We start from the raw sequence: 14,909 nt of genomic DNA, 5'->3' as shown, positions 1-14,909 counted from the left end.
GGTGGTCTCCGCGGAGACCACCCCTCACCCGTGCCGCAGACGGTTCCTACCCGCGCCGCTCCAGCTCGGCGCGGGTCCGCTCCATCAGCCGTACGACCGAGGCGTCGGCCACCGAGGCGACCTCGTCGTAGGCGAACCAGCGCAGGTCCAGTGACTCCTCGCTGATCTGCTCCGTCGCCCCGGAGGGTGCCAGCGCCGCGTACTGCACGTCCAGGTGCCAGTGGCAGGGAGCGGGGATCGGGTGGCGGTCCAGCCTCACCGGGCCGCCACCGAGCAGAGTCAGCCCGGTGATGCCGGACTCCTCGGTCGCCTCCCGCAGCGCCGCGCCGGCGAGCGACTCGTCCAGCGGCTCGCAGTGACCGCCCATCTGGAGCCACATCCGGAGCTTGCGGTGCAGGGTGAGCAGCACCCTGCCGCGCTCCGGGTCGATGACCAGCGCGCTCGCCGTCAGATGGCCGGCGCCGCAGGCCTTCCACATGCCGTCGGGGTGCTGTGCCAGGTGGTCGAGGTAGCCCTGGCGCAGCTCGACCTGGGCCCGGTCCGGGCTCTCGTACCCCTTCAGTACGAGAACGGCGTCGTCGTACAGGCTCACCGGTCGCTGTCGCCCTTGCCGTCGTCCTCGCGGTCCTCGGTCTCCCCGGTGCCGGCCTCGCCCTTGTCGTCCGCGTCCGCGGCGGGCTTCTGCGGGCCCTTCGCGGCCTCGCCGAGCATCTTGTCCAGCTCGGAGAAGTCCAGCTGCTCGTGGTGCACGAAGCCGTCCGGATCGTCCAGGTCGTGGGCCGTGGGCAGCATGTCGGGGTGCTCCCACAGGGCGTCGCGCCCGTCCAGACCGCGCGCGTCGGTGAGCGAGGCCCACAGGCGCGAGGCGTCACGCAGCCGGCGCGGGCGCAGCTGGAGGCCGATGAGCGTGGCGAAGGTCTGCTCGGCGGGGCCGCCGGAGGCGCGGCGCCTGCGCATCGTCTCGCGCAGCGCGTCCGCCGAGGTCAGACGGGACTTCGCGGCCTCGTGCACCACGGCGTCCACCCAGCCCTCGACCAGCGCGAGAGCCGTCTCCAGCCGGGCCAGGGCGGCCTTCTGCTCCGGAGTGTCCTCCGGCTGGAACATGCCCTGCTGAAGAGCGTCCTGGAGCTGCTCGGGCTGCGACGGGTCGAACTGGCCGACCACGTCCTCCAGCTTGCTGGTGTCGACCTTGATGCCGCGCGCATACCCCTCCACGGCACCGAACAGATGCGAGCGCAGCCACGGAACGTGGGCGAAGAGACGCTGGTGGGCGGCCTCGCGCAGCGCGAGGTACAGCCGCACCTCATCCTGCGGCACACTGAGGTCCTTGCCGAACCGCTCCACGTTCAGCGGCAGCAGGGCGGCCTTGCCCGCCGGGCCCAGCGGCAGGCCGATGTCGGTCGAACCGACCACCTCGCCCGCGAGCACCCCGACGGCCTGCCCGATCTGCTGGCCGAACATGGCGCCGCCCATCGACCGCATCATGCCGATCAGCGGGCCGGCCATCGCCTGCATCTCCTCGGGCAGCACATCGCCCATCGCGAGACCGACACGCTCCGCCACCGGGTCGACCAGCTTCTGCCAGGCGGGAAGGGACGCCTCGACCCACTCCGCACGGCTCCACGCCACGGTGGAGACCGAACCGGAGGGCAACGACGTCACGCCGTCCAGCCAGAGGTCGGCCAGGCGCAGCGCCTCGTCCACGGCGGACCGCTCGGACGGGCCGACGCTGGCGTCCTTCGTGCCGTCCGGCGTGCCCTGCGAGACCGTCTGGCGGGCGATCTGCTTGGCCATGTCCCAGTTCACGGGACCGCCCTCGTAGCTCAGCATCTGGCCGAGCTGCTGGAAGGCGGCGCCCAGGTCATTGGGGTTCATCGTGCCGAACATCGCCGCGAACGGGTTGTCCCCGCCCGCGCCGGGCCCGAAGCCGAACGGGTTCGCAGGCCCGCCCGAACCCTGCCCACCTCCGGTGGGGTCCTTCTTCTTGCCCTCGTCGCCGTTCTCCGGCTCCTCCGGCGGAAGGCCGAATCCGAATGGGGTGTCACTCACGGGTTTCCTCGGCTCGTAGGGCCGCCGGCTCGAACCGACGGCGACTGCCCGACATCACCATCCAGCGTAGACACCAAAAGTCCGCTTAGGGCCTCAGTGCTCCGCCGGCTCCCGGCCTGCGGCAGGATGGACGCCACCTGGTACGCACGCGTCATTCGGGTACGTACTGAAGACAACCGCTGGAGACGCCCGGTGAGTTCCCCAGATCCTCAGGTTCGCGCAGCGCGAAACCTGTCCGCCCCCTCGACCGAGAACAAACCAGAAAAGAACCGCTCCAGGCATCGTGGCCCCGTCGTCGCGGTCACCGGAGCGGCAGGGGGCGTGGGCGAGCTGCTCACCGCACGCCTCGCGGCATCCGAGGAGATCAAGCAGGTCATCGCCATCGACGAACGCCGAGGAGAGGTCTCCGAGGCGACCTGGCACATCCTCGACGTACGCGACCCCGCCATCGCGGAGAAGCTGCGCGGCGCGGACGTCGTGGTGCACCTCGCACTCGATCTCGACCTGGAGACCGACCCCGCCGCCCGTACCGCCTACAACGTGCGCGGCACCCAGACCGTGCTGACGGCCGCCGCGGCCGTCGGTGTCCACCGGGTCGTGCTGTGCACGTCGGCGATGGTCTACGGGGCGCTGCCCGACAACGACGTCCCGCTCGCCGAGGACGCCGAGCTGCGCGCCACCGCCGAGGCCACCGGCGTCGGCGACCTCCTGGAGATCGAACGGCTCGGCCGCCGCGCGCCCCGCGCCCACCCCGGACTCAACGTGACCGTGGTCCGGCCCACCGTCCTGGTCGGCGGTACGGACACCGCGCTGACCCGCTACTTCGAGTCGCCGCGCCTCCTGGTCGTCGCCGGATCGCGTCCGGCCTGGCAGTTCTGCCACGTCGACGACCTGGTCACGGCCCTGGAGTACGCCGCGCTGGAGAAGATCGACGGCGAGTTCGCGGTCGGCTGCGACGGCTGGCTGGAGCAGGAGGAGGTCGAGGAGCTCAGCGGCGTGCGCCGGATGGAGCTGCCCTCCGCGGTGGCCCTGGGCGCCGCCGCCCGGCTGCACCGGATCGGCCTCACCCCGTCCCCGGCGGGCGATCTGGCGTACACGATGCACCCCTGGGTGGTCAGTGTGAGCCGGCTGCACGACGTGGGCTGGCGCCCGGCCTGGACCAACGAGGAGGTGCTCGCCGCGCTCCTCGAAGAGGTCGAGGGCAGGCACACCGTCGCGGGACGCCGTCTCGGCCGCAAGGACGCCACCGCGGCCGGTGCCGCCGGTGCGACCGTGGCACTGCTCGGCACCGCCGCCCTGGTCCGCCGCGCCCGCAAGGCCCGCCGCCGCATCTGAGGGCCGCCCGGCGGGGCCCGCCCGAGCGGGACCTTCTGTAGAAGGCTCCAAGGTCAGGGGCGGCCCGCCGGTGGAAAGCGCTATTCCGCCTTGTCGGCGCCGTGCGGCACCATGGGCCCCATGGCTCCCACCTATGACCACCCCGGCGAGCGGGCGGCGGGCGACCCCGTCCGGCTGCTGGAGATCCGCGACACCCCGCTCTCCGTCGACGAGGTCTTCCGGGCCGTCGGGGACGACGCCGCGGGCGGCACGGCGCTCTTCGTCGGCACGGTGCGCAACCACGACGGCGGCCAGGACGTCGGCGCGCTCGGGTACTCCTGCCACCCCTCGGCGCAGGACGAGATGCGCCGGGTGGCCGAGAAGGTCGTGGCGGACTTCCCGGTCCGGGCGCTGGCCGCTGTCCACCGGGTGGGTGACCTCCAAGTGGGCGATCTCGCGGTGATCGTCGCCGTCTCCTGCCCGCACCGCGCCGAGGCGTTCGCGGCCTGCCGGAAGCTCATCGACGACCTCAAGCACGAGGTTCCGATCTGGAAGCACCAGCGCTTCTCGGACGGCACCGAGGAATGGGTCGGAGCCTGCTGAGCGCAAGCCGGCCAGGAGGCCGTCCGGTCCGATTTGCGTAACCCCACCCCTGCCGTGAGCGTTGGTGGTCCAGACGGTTAATCTGCTGATCGGTCAGTTGCGGTCGCTCATTGGGGTAGGGAGGTCGTAATGGCAGCACTTGCCTGGTTGCTGATTCCGCTTTTCGCTGCGCTCGGCGCTGCGATATGGGGAAGCTGGGCCACCCGTAATCGAACGACCGGCGATGTCTCCGAACTCGCCGGCTATGCCAGGTTCCGCGAGGCGATGGAGAAGCCGCACTCCGGTTCCGATGTCGCCTGACGTTTCCTCGCGCGTACGCAGTTGCCAATCCGCATCGCGGCTCCGACTGCCGACGCCCTCCGGCACAGCCCGCGCCCGGCTTCCCGCCTCGTACGGACCGGCCCCGGCGGTGCACTGACAGACCCTTCCCGTACTGTCGTTCCATGCCACGCCGCACCGCGACGATGCTCGCCTCGACCCTGGTCCTCATCGCGCTGCTCTGCGCAGGCGTGCTGATCAAAGTGCCGTATTCGGAGATGTCTCCCGGGCCGACCGTGAACACCCTCGGCGAGGTCGGCGGCGAACCCGTCCTGCAGATTTCCGGGCACAAGACGTACCCGACGTCCGGCAACCTCAACATGACAACGGTCAGAGTCACCGGTGCCGACTACAACATGAACCTCGTCGAGTCCGTCTACGGCTGGCTGGCCCACGACAGCGTGGTCGTACCGCACGACACGCTCTACCCCGACGGCAAGACCGAGCAGCAGTCGACGCAGGAGAACGCCGAGGAGTTCAGCCAGTCCCAGGAGAGCGCCAAGGTCGCCGCGCTGAACGAGCTGAAGATCCCGGTGACCTCGCGTGTCGTGGTCTCCACGGTCATCAAGGACAGCCCGGCCCAGGGCAAGCTGCACGCCGGCGACGTGATCAAGGAGGTCGACGGCACGGCCGTCGAGCAGCCCGAGGACGTCGCGAAGCTCGTCACCCGCCGCGACCCCGGTCAGAAGGTCACCTTCACGATCATCCCCGCCCGTACGGCGGAGGCCGCCGAGAAGGCCGGCAAGGAGCCCGAGGGCAGCCGGAAGATCGTCATCACCACCGCGAAGGCGCCCAAGGAGGACCGCGCGATCGTCGGTATCCAGGCCGGGACGGACCACACGTTCCCGTTCCGGATCGACATCAAGCTCGCCGATGTCGGCGGCCCGAGCGCCGGTCTGATGTTCTCGCTGGGCATCATCGACAAACTGACCCCCGGCAAGCTCACGGGCGGCAAGTTCATCGCGGGCACCGGCACGATCGACGACAAGGGCAAGGTCGGCCCGATCGGCGGCATCAACATGAAGCTGGTCGGCGCGCGCGACGCGGGCGCCAGGTACTTCCTGACGCCGGACGAGAACTGCAAGTCCGCCGCCGCCGACACCCCGAGCGGACTCACGCTCGTGAAGGTGAAGACGATCGACGACGCGAAGAAGTCGCTGGAGAAGATCCGTGCGGGGGACACGGCCGGGCTGCCGAGCTGCTCGGCGAGCTGACCGCGCCCCCTGCGGGGGAGGCGCCGGGAGGTCAGCCCTCGAAGGTCGCGGCCAGCGCGTCGGCCAGACCGGGCACCAGACCGGCGCCGGTCCGCACCTCGCTCGGGGTGTCCTTCGCACGCAGCCGTACGGCCGACTCACGCGTACCGTCCCGCAGGACCGCCACGGTCATCCGCACCTCCTGACGCTCCGGGTGTTTGGCGACCCACTTGGTCAGCTGGGCGTCGCTGAGCCCCTCGGGCACGGATGCCTCGGCGGACGGCGGCAGCATCAGCCGCTCCACCGTCATCGCGCATCCGATCACCGCGTCGGGCCAGGCGATCGTGGCGAGGAACTCGTCCAGGGCGGTGCCCGGCGGCAGCTCGTCCTGCTCGATGGGGGTCAGTGCGGAAGTCGGGGATTCGGCGCTGTCCAGACCGAGCTGGGCGGCGAGACCGGGCTCCTGGACCCGCAGCTTGGCGGTGTCGACCAGGGCGAAGAGCCGGGCAGGCTGGTCCCAGCCGAGGCCGGAGATGTACTCGTCGATTTCGAGCACGGCGACGGTGAGCGGGCTGGCGGCCATCGGGGGGCCTGAGGGGGAAACGTTGGGCATGGTCAATATCCTGCCTCCTTCCGCCCCGGGAACGGGAACTAGGTAAAGCCTCAGTAAGTTGCATAGGTGGGCTCTACGATCGCTGGGCCCGCTTCACACGACCCGCGAACTTCGAGGTGCGCACGTTGGCTTTCCAGATGCCGGACCGCGGCGGAGGCCCGACCGGGCCACGGATCAGAGTCGGCCGCCCGTCCCGGCGTGCCCGTACCCTGCTCATGACACTGGGCGTCCTGGCGGTTCTCGCCATGGCGTTCGTCATGTTCGCCGGGTTCTGGACTGACTGGCTGTGGTACCGGTCGGTCGCGTATTCGTCCGTCTTCACCACCACCCTGTGGACCAAGATCGGGCTGTTCCTCGTCTTCGGACTGCTGATGGCCGTCGCCGTCGGCCTGAACATCTGGCTCGCGCACCGGCTCCGGCCGCCGCTGAGCGCGATGTCGCTGGAACAGCAGAGCCTGGACCGCTACCGGATGAGCCTCGCCCCGCACAAGAAGTGGGTGCTGCTCGCGATCACCGCGCTCGTCGGTCTGATCGCCGGAGCATCCGCCTCCGGCCAGTGGCGTACCTGGCTGATGTATGTGAACGGCGTGGCGTTCGGGCAGAAGGACCCCCAGTTCCATCTGGACGTGTCCTTCTACGCCTTCGATCTGCCCTGGTACCGCTTCCTGCTGGGCTTCGGCTTCGCGGCCACGGTGCTCTCGCTGATCGCCGCCGCGATGACCCACTACCTGTACGGCGGGCTGCGCATCACCAGCCCCGGAGCGCGGGCGACCGGCGCGGCCACCGGCCATCTGTCGGTGCTGCTCGGCGTCTTCGTCTCGCTGAAGGCTGTGGCGTACTGGCTCGACCGGTACGGCCTGGCCGTGAAGTCCAGCGACTTCAAGGCCACGGACAACTGGACGGGTCTGCGGTACGTCGACGCCAACGCCTATCTGCCGGCCAAGACCATCCTGTTCTGCATCGCCGCGATCTGCGCCGTGCTGTTCTTCGCGACGCTCTGGCGCCGCACCTGGCAGCTCCCGGTCATCGGCTTCGGCCTGATGGTGCTCTCGGCGATCCTGATCGGCGGGCTGTACCCCGCGATCGTGCAGAAGTTCCAGGTCCAGCCGAACGAGCAGGCCAAGGAAGCCCCGTTCATCCGGAAGAACATCGAGGCGACGCGTGACGCGTACGACATCGACGACGCGAAGGTCGACGACTACTCCGGCAAGAGCACGACGGACGACGACGCCAAGCTGCGTGCCAGCGCGAACGAGGCCGCCAGCTACCGGGTGATGGACCCCAATGTCGTCTCCCCGGCCTTCCAGCAGCTCCAGCAGAAGAGGAACTACTACCAGTTCCCCAAGACGCTGGACGTCGACCGCTACAAGGACGCCGCGGGCAAGGACCAGGACACGGTCATCGGTCTGCGCGAGCTCAACCTCGACGGCATCCCCAAGCGCAACTGGATCAACGACCACTTCACCTACACCCACGGTTACGGCGCCATCGCCGCCCGGGGTACGACGACGGGCAAGAACCCGAAGGGTTCCCCGGACTTCACCGAGTCCGGCCTGCCGACGTCGGGTGAGCTCGGCGAGTACGAGCAGCAGATCTACTACGGCGAGAAGACCGAGCAGTACTCCATCGTCGGCGGGCCCCAGAAGGAGCTCGACTACGAGGAGGACGGCGAGAAGACCACCAGCTACAAGGGCGACAGCGGGGTCAGTCTCTCCAACGCGTTCAACCGCGCCGCGTACGCGGTCTCGTTCAGCGAGCCGCAGATCCTCTACTCGGGAGCCATCGGCGAGGGCTCGCGGATTCTCTACAACCGCACGCCCAAGGAGCGCGTCGAGGCGGTCGCCCCGTGGCTGACCATCGACGGCGACGCCTACCCGGCCGTGGTGAACGGCCGCATCCAGTGGGTCGTCGACGCGTACACCACCACCAACGGCTACCCGTACGCCTCCCGTACGACGCTCGGTGACACCACGGCCGACTCGCTGACCACCAACCAGCGCGCGGTCGTCGCCCAGCAGAACCAGGTCAACTACATCCGCAACTCGGTGAAGGCCACCGTCGACGCCTACGACGGCAAGGTCAAGCTGTACGAGTGGGACACCGAGGACCCGGTCCTCAAGACCTGGCGCAAGGCGTTCCCGGGGACCGTGGAGCCCAAGGCGGACATCCCGAAGCAGCTCATGGACCACCTGCGCTACCCGCAGGACCTGTTCAAGGTGCAGCGTGAGCTGCTGACCCGCTACCACGTCACGAACCCCGCGCAGTTCTACAGCGGCAGTGACGCCTGGCAGGTCCCGGACGACCCGACCAACAAGGAGTCCGGCTCCGTCCCGCCGTATTACCTGAGCATAAAGATGCCGGACCAGACGGCTCAGAAGTTCTCGCTGACGACGACCTTCACCCCGAAGGGACGGCCCGACCTCGGGGCGTTCATGGCGGTGGACGCCGATGCGGCCAGCAAGGACTACGGCACGATAAGGCTGCTGAGAGTCACCACCACGGTGAAGGGCCCCGGACAGGTACAGAGTGAGCTCAACGGCAACGACGATGTCGCCGAGTTCGTGAGAAACCTGAAGGGGACCGACTCCGACATCGAGTACGGCAACCTGCTGACCGTGCCGCTGGAAGGGGGCTTCCTCTACATCGAGCCGGTGTACACGCGCGGTGGCACGCAGAACTATCCGCTGCTGCGCAAGGTCGCCGCCTCGTACGGGTCGAAGACCGTCTTCGAGAACAGCCTCGGGGAGGCGCTCAACGCGGTCTTCGGGGTGACGGACTCCGGCACCACCGAGCCGCCGGACACCACCCGGCCACCGGGCACCACGCAGCCTCCGGCCACCGGTGACGCGGCGCTGAAGAAGGCGATCGCGGACGCGCAGAAGGCATACTCGGAGGGCGAGGCGGCCCTCAAGGAGCAGGACTGGGCCGCCTACGGCAAGGCCCAGGCGGATCTGCAGGACGCGCTCCAGCGCGCGGCGGCCGCCCAGCCGAAGTCGGGCAGCGCGAACAACGCGAACGGCCCGGACAAGGCGGGCGGCGCCGACAAGGCGGCTGACGGTGCCGACAAGGGAGACAAGCCGGCCGGCGCTGACAGCGGTGGCTGAGTAACCCGGTAAGGGCTCACCCCCGCGTCGTGGTACGGTTTCACCACAACGACGCGGGGTGGAGCAGCTCGGTAGCTCGCTGGGCTCATAACCCAGAGGTCGCAGGTTCAAATCCTGTCCCCGCTACTGAAAGACGAAGGCCCGGATCCTTTCGAGGATCCGGGCCTTCGTCGTGCCACGGCGACTTTCTTGTGCAGGGTGCGTGAAGTGCGGTTCGCGGGGCACGAGTTGGCTCCGGACGTGTTTGACTTATCTCTCTGTGGGCATGTCGACAAAACGCTGAAGTGACCTAACTGGCCGCGCTATACCAGGTGTACGCGGGTGGCAGGCGGTGCGACGATGGTATTTATGGGGGACAGGGCAACTCTGTTGGAGACAGGGCGGTTTGTGCAGCATCGCGTTCATCGGACGGGTAACGCGATGAATGCGGCTTTTGGCGTTGCCGCCACCGAGAGCAACGAGACCACTGACACACCTGAGACACCCGAGACACCTGAGATCATCAAGGCGACCGAGACTGCCGAGACTGCGGGGTGTGCCGCGACCGTCGAGAGCACGGAGTTCACAGAGAGCACGGGAAGCGCCGGGGCCGAGGGGGGCGCCGGAACCGTCGGGGCCACGGAGACTCCTGGTGGTGCCGAGAGTCCGGAGAGTGCCGAGAGCGAGGCGCGGCACCGTCGCGCCGCCGACGCCGGGGACACCGCGTCGATGAGCGTGCTCGGCGCCCTGCTGCTGCGCCGCGGCGACCTGGACGGCGCCGAGCCCTATCTGCGCGGCGCCACCGCGGACGGCGACCGGGCCGCTGCCAACAACCTGGGCGTCCTGCTCCACCAGCGCGGATACACCGACGACGCGGCCGGCTGGTGGCGCATCGCCGCCGTCGCGGGGTCCGCCGCCGCCGCGCACGCGCTGGGCCGCCACTACCGCGAGCGCGGCGACGAGCCCGGCGCCGAATACTGGCTCCGGCAGTCCGCCGAGCAGGGCCACGCGCTGGGCGCGTACGCCCTGGCCGATCTGCTGGAGCACCGCAGCGACGTCGGCGCGGAGCGCTGGCTGCGCGCCGCCGCCGAGCAGGGGCACCGGGAGGCCGCGTACCGCCTCGCGCGCCTGCTGGACCGCAACGCCGGCGACGACCCGCACGACGCCTTCGGCCGCCCGGGGCTGGGCCCCGGCGCGGGTGACCGCCCCGGTGCGGCCGGACGTCCCGTGGTGCGCAAGGACGACGGCCCGGTGGCAGGTCCGGCGACCGGGCGGGTGGGCGAGGCCGAGCAGTGGTACCGCCAGGCCGCCGCGCGCGGTCACCGGCGTGCCGCCCTGCACCTCGGCGCCATCCTCGAACAGCGCGGCGAGCCCAAGGAGGCCGGCCGCTGGTACCTCATCTCCGCGAAGGCGGGCGAGGCGCGCGCCGCCTGTGCGCTCGGCTTCCTGCTGCGCGACGCGGGCGACGAGGAGAGCGCCGCCGTGTGGTGGCTGCGCGCCGCCCAGGACGGCGACGGCAACGCCGCCAACGCCCTGGGGGCACTGCACGCGGCCCGTGGCGAGCAGCAGACCGCCGAGCGCTGGTACCGCGCCGCCATGGACGCGGGCGACGTCAACGGCGCCTACAACCTCGGCCTGCTCTGCGCGGCCCAGGACCGTACGCCGCAGGCCGAGCAGTGGTACCGCCGTGCCGCGTACGCAGGCCACCGCGAGGCCGCCAACGCACTGGCCGTACTCCTGCTCCAGGCGGGCGACGCGACCGGTGCCGAGCCCTGGTTCTCCAAGGCGGCCGAGGCGGGCAGCGTGGACGCGGCGTTCAACCTCGGCATCCTGTACGCCGGGCGCGACGAGGACCGCATGGCGCTGGTCTGGTACGAGCGTGCCGCGGCGGCCGGGCACACCGAGGCCGCCCTCCAGGTCGGCATGGCTCTGCTGCACCACGGCGAGGAGCAGGAGGCGGAGCGCCATCTGCGCTGCGCGGCGGGCGGCGGCAGCGCGGAGGCGGCCTTCCGGCTGGCCGGGGTGCTGGACTCGCGGCAGCCGCCGCCCGGCCCGCCCGCGCTCGGCGAGCCGATGCCGGAGAAGACCGAGTGCGAGGAGTGGTACGAGCGGGCCGCCGAACAGGGGCACCGCCGTGCCCAGGTGCGGGTCGGGATGCTCGCGGCGGCCCGCGGTGACGTGGACAGCGCCGCCCGCTGGTACCGCGAAGCAGCCGAGTCCGGCAGCCGCAACGGTGCCTTCAACCTCGGGCTGCTGCTCGCCCGCGAGGGCAGCGAGCGCGAGGCCGCCCTGTGGTGGAGCCGCGCCGCGAACGACGGGCACGGCCGGGCCGCGCTGCGCCTCGCCCTGCTGGCCGCCCGCCGCGGTGAGCTGACCGAGGGGCAGCGCTGGTGTGCCCGGGCGGTGGAGCTGGGTCCGGCGGAGGTCGCCGAACGGGCTGCCCGGCTGCGGGAGGCACTGCACCAGGAGCTGACCGCGTAGGTCCGCGCGAGGCCGGGTGCGGGGCGTCGTGCGAGCGGCGTCCCGTGCCCCTCCCCGCGGGGCGCCGGAACGGATTTGCGCTGGTCGGCAGCGGTGACGTACAGTTCTAAACACAACGACGCGGGGTGGAGCAGCTCGGTAGCTCGCTGGGCTCATAACCCAGAGGTCGCAGGTTCAAATCCTGTCCCCGCTACTGAAGACAGAAGGCCGGATCCTTTCGAGGATCCGGCCTTCTGTGTGTGTGCTGCGTGTGAGTCAGAGTTTGTGTCCCACCGCCTCCGAGCACATCGCCCGGTCGACGGCCTTCGTCTCCGGCACCGAGGCGCCCTTCGACACTCCCGAGTCGGCGTACGCCTCCTGCAGCCGGTCCGTCGTGCCCTTCCGTATCTCCCAGTCCATCCGCATCGACGGGGTCGACCGCAACGTGGCCTCGTCGGTCTTCATCAGCTTCGCCAGCTCGGTGACGAAACCGGGATCGGACTTGTAGTCGCCGGCGAAGTAGGTGTTCACCGTCCGGATGTAGGCGCGGAGGAAGGCGACGCCCGCGTCCTGGTCCTCGTTCAGCAGCGTCGGGCCGAAGAGCAGGCCGCCGAGCGGTTCACCGACGGGCTGGCCTCCCAGGAACGCGTACCTCTTGTCGCCGTCCACCTTGCGCCAGATCGGGTCGAGCAGCCAGGCGGAGTCCACGCCGCCGTTCTGCAGTGCGGTCAGCACGTCCGCGGAGCCGAGCTGCTGGAAGCTGATCCTGTCGAGGCCGCCGCCGTGCTTCTTCAGGGAGGTGTCCATCGGGTACGCGATGACCGAACCCTTGCCGATCATGGTGCCCAGCTTCCGGCCCGCCATCTCGACGTGATCGGCGCTCTCGCCGTCCTTGAGACGCACCCACAGACCGCTCTTGGAGGTGGGGTCGGGGGAGAAGTTCCCCGCGACCCATTTGATGTCGAAGCCGCCGTTGATGCCGTTCATCACGGCTGCCTCGGGAGCCGCCCACTGGGCGTCCACATCGCCCTTGGCGAGCAGCGGCAGGGCGTCGGGGGTGGGCAGCACTTTCAGTTCGACGTCCAGCCCTTCCTTCGCGAACTCTCCCTTCGCCACCGCGACCTGGAGCGGAGCGACGTACTCCGCGCTCAGGGTGCCGGTGGCCACGGTGATCTTCCGCTTCTTCGCCAGGGGCTGGGCGGCCGGTGCGCCCTTGTCGCAGCGGGCCGCCTTCCGGTCGGGGGCGAGGTCGGCCGGGTCGGTCCAGCTTCCGGCGCCACAGCCCGCGACGGGCCTGACGGTGCGTGGCGCGGCGGCGGCACCGTCGCCGCCGGAGTCGTGCCCGGCGCAGCCCGCCGCGCCGAGCAGGGATGCCGTGACGAGCACGACGGTGCATATGAAGCGGGTGTGGGTACGCACAGTGCCTCCGTACGAAGAGCGTGGGGAGCCGTTCAGGACCGACCGGGGCCGCGGTCGCGCGGGGCCCACGGCGTGAGCAGCCGCCCGGCGATCCGCACGACTTCGGAGAAGACGACACCGAGGACCGCCACACACACGATGCCGACGAACATCACGTCGTTCTGGAACAGCGCCCGGGAGTCGAAGATCAGATGGCCGAGACCGTCGGCCGCGGCGATCTGCTCGGAGGCGACGATGACTAGCACGGCCACTCCTGCCGCGATCCGTGCCCCGACCAGTACCGCGGGCAGCGACGCGGGCAGCAGTACGTGGCGGAACATCTGCCAGTGCGAGGCGCCGAAGACCTGGCCGGCATCCCGGTGGCCGGCCGGGACGGCGAGCACGGCCGCCATGGTGGAGATCCAGACGAAGAAGAAGACGGTCGCGGCGACCAGAGCGATCTGCGGCCCTTCGCCGAGGCCGAACATGTTGAGGAAGACGGGCAGCAGGGCCAGCTTCGGCACGACGTACAGGGCGTCGAGCAACGGCTCCAGCGCCGCCCGTACGAGGGAGAGCGAGCCCATCAGCAGGCCGAGCGCGTACCCCGCGACGGTGCCGATCGCATAGCCGCCGAGGACCCGCTTGAGCGTGGCCCATACATCCGGCCACAGTTCACCGGCGCCCGCCCGGTCCAGGCCGTCCGACAGGATGGTGGAGGGGGCGGGGTAGACCCGGGCGTCGATCCAGGACTGCGTGGCGGCCAGTTGCCAGAGCAGCACGAGGAACAGGGGTACGGCGACGGCGAGCGCGATCTCCAGGGCGCGGCGCCTGCGGTGGGTGCGTACCGGACGCAGTTCCTGCGGGCCCGGCCTGCGGATCAGAAGGCCCTCGTCGGGCTTCGTGGTGTTCACGGTGATGGTCATGCCGGGACCGCCTCCCTGCGCACCTCGCCGCGCAGGAGTTCCCACAACTCGCTCTTCAGCGCGGTGAATTCGGGTGCCGACCGGACCGTGCCGGTGCGCGGCCGGCCGAACGGCGGGCGGCGCTCGGCGATGATCCGCCCCGGCCTGGCGGACATCACCAGCACCCTGTCCCCGAGCACGATCGCCTCTTCGAGGCTGTGGGTGATGAAGAGGGTGGTGGTACGGGTGGTCTGGGTGAGGTCGAGCAGCTCGTCCTGGAGGATGGTGCGCAGCTGGGCGTCGAGCGCCGCGAACGGCTCGTCCATCAGCAGTATCTCGGGTTCGACAGCGAGGGCGCGGGCGATCGCGACCCGCTGCCGCATACCGCCGGAGAGGGCGGCCGGGTACGCCCCCGCGAAGTCGGAGAGCCCCATCCGGGCCAGCCAGTCGCGCGCCCTGGCGTCGGCCTCCTTGCGCGGTGTGCGCTGGATGTCGAGACCGAACCGGACGTTGGCGAGCACGGTCTTCCAGTCGTAGATGCCGTAGTCCTGGAAGATCATCGCCGCCGGGCGGGATGCGGCCGTACGGATGGACAGCTCGCCGGAGCTGGGGCGGAGCAGTCCGGCGGCGATCCTGAGCAGCGTGGACTTGCCGCAGCCGGACGGGCCGACGACGCAGGTGAACTCGCCCGGCGCGACGGAGAGATCGAGCGGACCGAGGGCGGGCAGGGCCTTGGCGCCGCGCCCGAACGAGCGGGTGAGCGCTTCGGCGCGGAGCTTGGGACTGGTGGCTGCGGTGGCGGGTGGGGTCGGGTGCGGATCTCCCACGGGTCTCTCCTCGGGCGTATCGAGGTGCGGATCCGCCGCGGGGCGGACGTGATCGCCGCAGACGATATGACTACCCGTCAGATTCGGGAAGGGGGTGCGCACGTGCCGGTGGCGGGGAGGTGCGTCCCCCTGTGCGGGGGATCACGCGG

At 70.4% G+C, this 14,909-nt stretch carries 12 protein-coding genes and 2 tRNA genes; 8 read left to right on the top strand and 6 right to left on the bottom strand.

The window, feature by feature from the left end; all coding sequences use genetic code 11:
* Nucleotides 1-46 precede the first annotated feature (46 nt).
* Entirely contained in the window at nucleotides 47-592 is a 546-nt protein-coding gene (locus ACFVH0_RS27890; RefSeq protein ID WP_385824542.1) for an NUDIX hydrolase, read from the bottom strand.
* Nucleotides 589-2,049, bottom strand: a complete 1,461-nt coding sequence (locus ACFVH0_RS27885; RefSeq protein WP_385824540.1) for a zinc-dependent metalloprotease — start codon at nucleotides 2,047-2,049, stop codon at nucleotides 589-591. The genes ACFVH0_RS27890 and ACFVH0_RS27885 overlap by 4 nt, the downstream gene beginning before the upstream one ends.
* Before the next feature lie 192 nt (nucleotides 2,050-2,241).
* Here ACFVH0_RS27885 and ACFVH0_RS27880 point away from each other — a divergent pair, with 192 nt between their 5' ends.
* The 4 genes from ACFVH0_RS27880 (at nucleotide 2,242) to ACFVH0_RS27865 (ending at nucleotide 5,498) form a co-directional block, all read left to right on the top strand.
* Entirely contained in the window at nucleotides 2,242-3,384 is a 1,143-nt protein-coding gene (locus ACFVH0_RS27880) for an SDR family oxidoreductase (RefSeq protein WP_385824538.1), read from the top strand.
* 120 nt (nucleotides 3,385-3,504) lie between these two features.
* The gene (locus ACFVH0_RS27875; protein ID WP_385824535.1) at nucleotides 3,505-3,966 is read left to right on the top strand and encodes a molybdenum cofactor biosynthesis protein MoaE; all 462 of its coding nucleotides are present in this window, start codon (nucleotides 3,505-3,507) and stop codon (nucleotides 3,964-3,966) included.
* Between the two features lie 129 nt (nucleotides 3,967-4,095).
* The gene (locus ACFVH0_RS27870; RefSeq protein ID WP_385824533.1) at nucleotides 4,096-4,266 is read left to right on the top strand and encodes a hypothetical protein; all 171 of its coding nucleotides are present in this window, start codon (nucleotides 4,096-4,098) and stop codon (nucleotides 4,264-4,266) included.
* Nucleotides 4,267-4,409: 143 nt separating this feature from the next.
* A complete protein-coding gene (locus ACFVH0_RS27865) occupies nucleotides 4,410-5,498 on the top strand; it encodes a PDZ domain-containing protein (protein WP_385824531.1) in 1,089 nt (362 codons plus the stop codon).
* Nucleotides 5,499-5,529: 31 nt separating this feature from the next.
* Here ACFVH0_RS27865 and ACFVH0_RS27860 read toward each other — a convergent pair whose 3' ends face one another.
* Nucleotides 5,530-6,090 (bottom strand): PPA1309 family protein, encoded by a 561-nt coding sequence (locus ACFVH0_RS27860; RefSeq protein ID WP_385824529.1) that lies wholly within the window; start codon nucleotides 6,088-6,090, stop codon nucleotides 5,530-5,532.
* Between the two features lie 137 nt (nucleotides 6,091-6,227).
* On the opposite strand from ACFVH0_RS27860, the gene ACFVH0_RS27855 reads away from it, so the two are divergent.
* From ACFVH0_RS27855 to ACFVH0_RS27840, 4 genes are all read left to right on the top strand, one after another.
* On the top strand, nucleotides 6,228-9,194 hold the full coding sequence (locus ACFVH0_RS27855) for a UPF0182 family protein (protein WP_385824607.1): 2,967 nt from the start codon (nucleotides 6,228-6,230) through the stop codon (nucleotides 9,192-9,194).
* 52 nt (nucleotides 9,195-9,246) lie between these two features.
* Nucleotides 9,247-9,320, top strand: a tRNA-Met gene (locus ACFVH0_RS27850).
* A gap of 213 nt (nucleotides 9,321-9,533) precedes the next feature.
* Complete coding sequence (locus ACFVH0_RS27845) at nucleotides 9,534-11,654, top strand: tetratricopeptide repeat protein (RefSeq protein WP_385824528.1); 2,121 nt, start codon at nucleotides 9,534-9,536, stop codon at nucleotides 11,652-11,654.
* Between the two features lie 119 nt (nucleotides 11,655-11,773).
* Nucleotides 11,774-11,847 (top strand) — tRNA-Met (locus tag ACFVH0_RS27840).
* Nucleotides 11,848-11,909: 62 nt separating this feature from the next.
* Here ACFVH0_RS27840 and ACFVH0_RS27835 read toward each other — a convergent pair.
* From ACFVH0_RS27835 to ACFVH0_RS27825, 3 genes are read right to left on the bottom strand one after another with little or no spacing between them, the layout of a single operon-like run.
* Entirely contained in the window at nucleotides 11,910-13,052 is a 1,143-nt protein-coding gene (locus ACFVH0_RS27835) for an ABC transporter substrate-binding protein (protein ID WP_385824526.1), read from the bottom strand.
* A 32-nt stretch (nucleotides 13,053-13,084) separates the two neighbouring features.
* Nucleotides 13,085-13,954 (bottom strand): ABC transporter permease, encoded by an 870-nt coding sequence (locus ACFVH0_RS27830; RefSeq protein ID WP_385824524.1) that lies wholly within the window; start codon nucleotides 13,952-13,954, stop codon nucleotides 13,085-13,087.
* Complete coding sequence (locus ACFVH0_RS27825) at nucleotides 13,951-14,760, bottom strand: ABC transporter ATP-binding protein (RefSeq protein WP_385824522.1); 810 nt, start codon at nucleotides 14,758-14,760, stop codon at nucleotides 13,951-13,953. Before ACFVH0_RS27825 ends, ACFVH0_RS27830 begins: the two co-directional genes overlap by 4 nt.
* Between the last annotated feature and the right edge of the window lie 149 nt (nucleotides 14,761-14,909).

The organism is Streptomyces sp. NPDC127117 (assembly GCF_042677325.1).
In the GTDB taxonomy this organism is placed as follows: Bacteria; Actinomycetota; Actinomycetes; order Streptomycetales; family Streptomycetaceae; genus Streptomyces.
The sequence above is the reverse complement of the archived record's forward strand: the minus strand, read 5'-3'. Positions and strand labels throughout refer to the sequence as shown.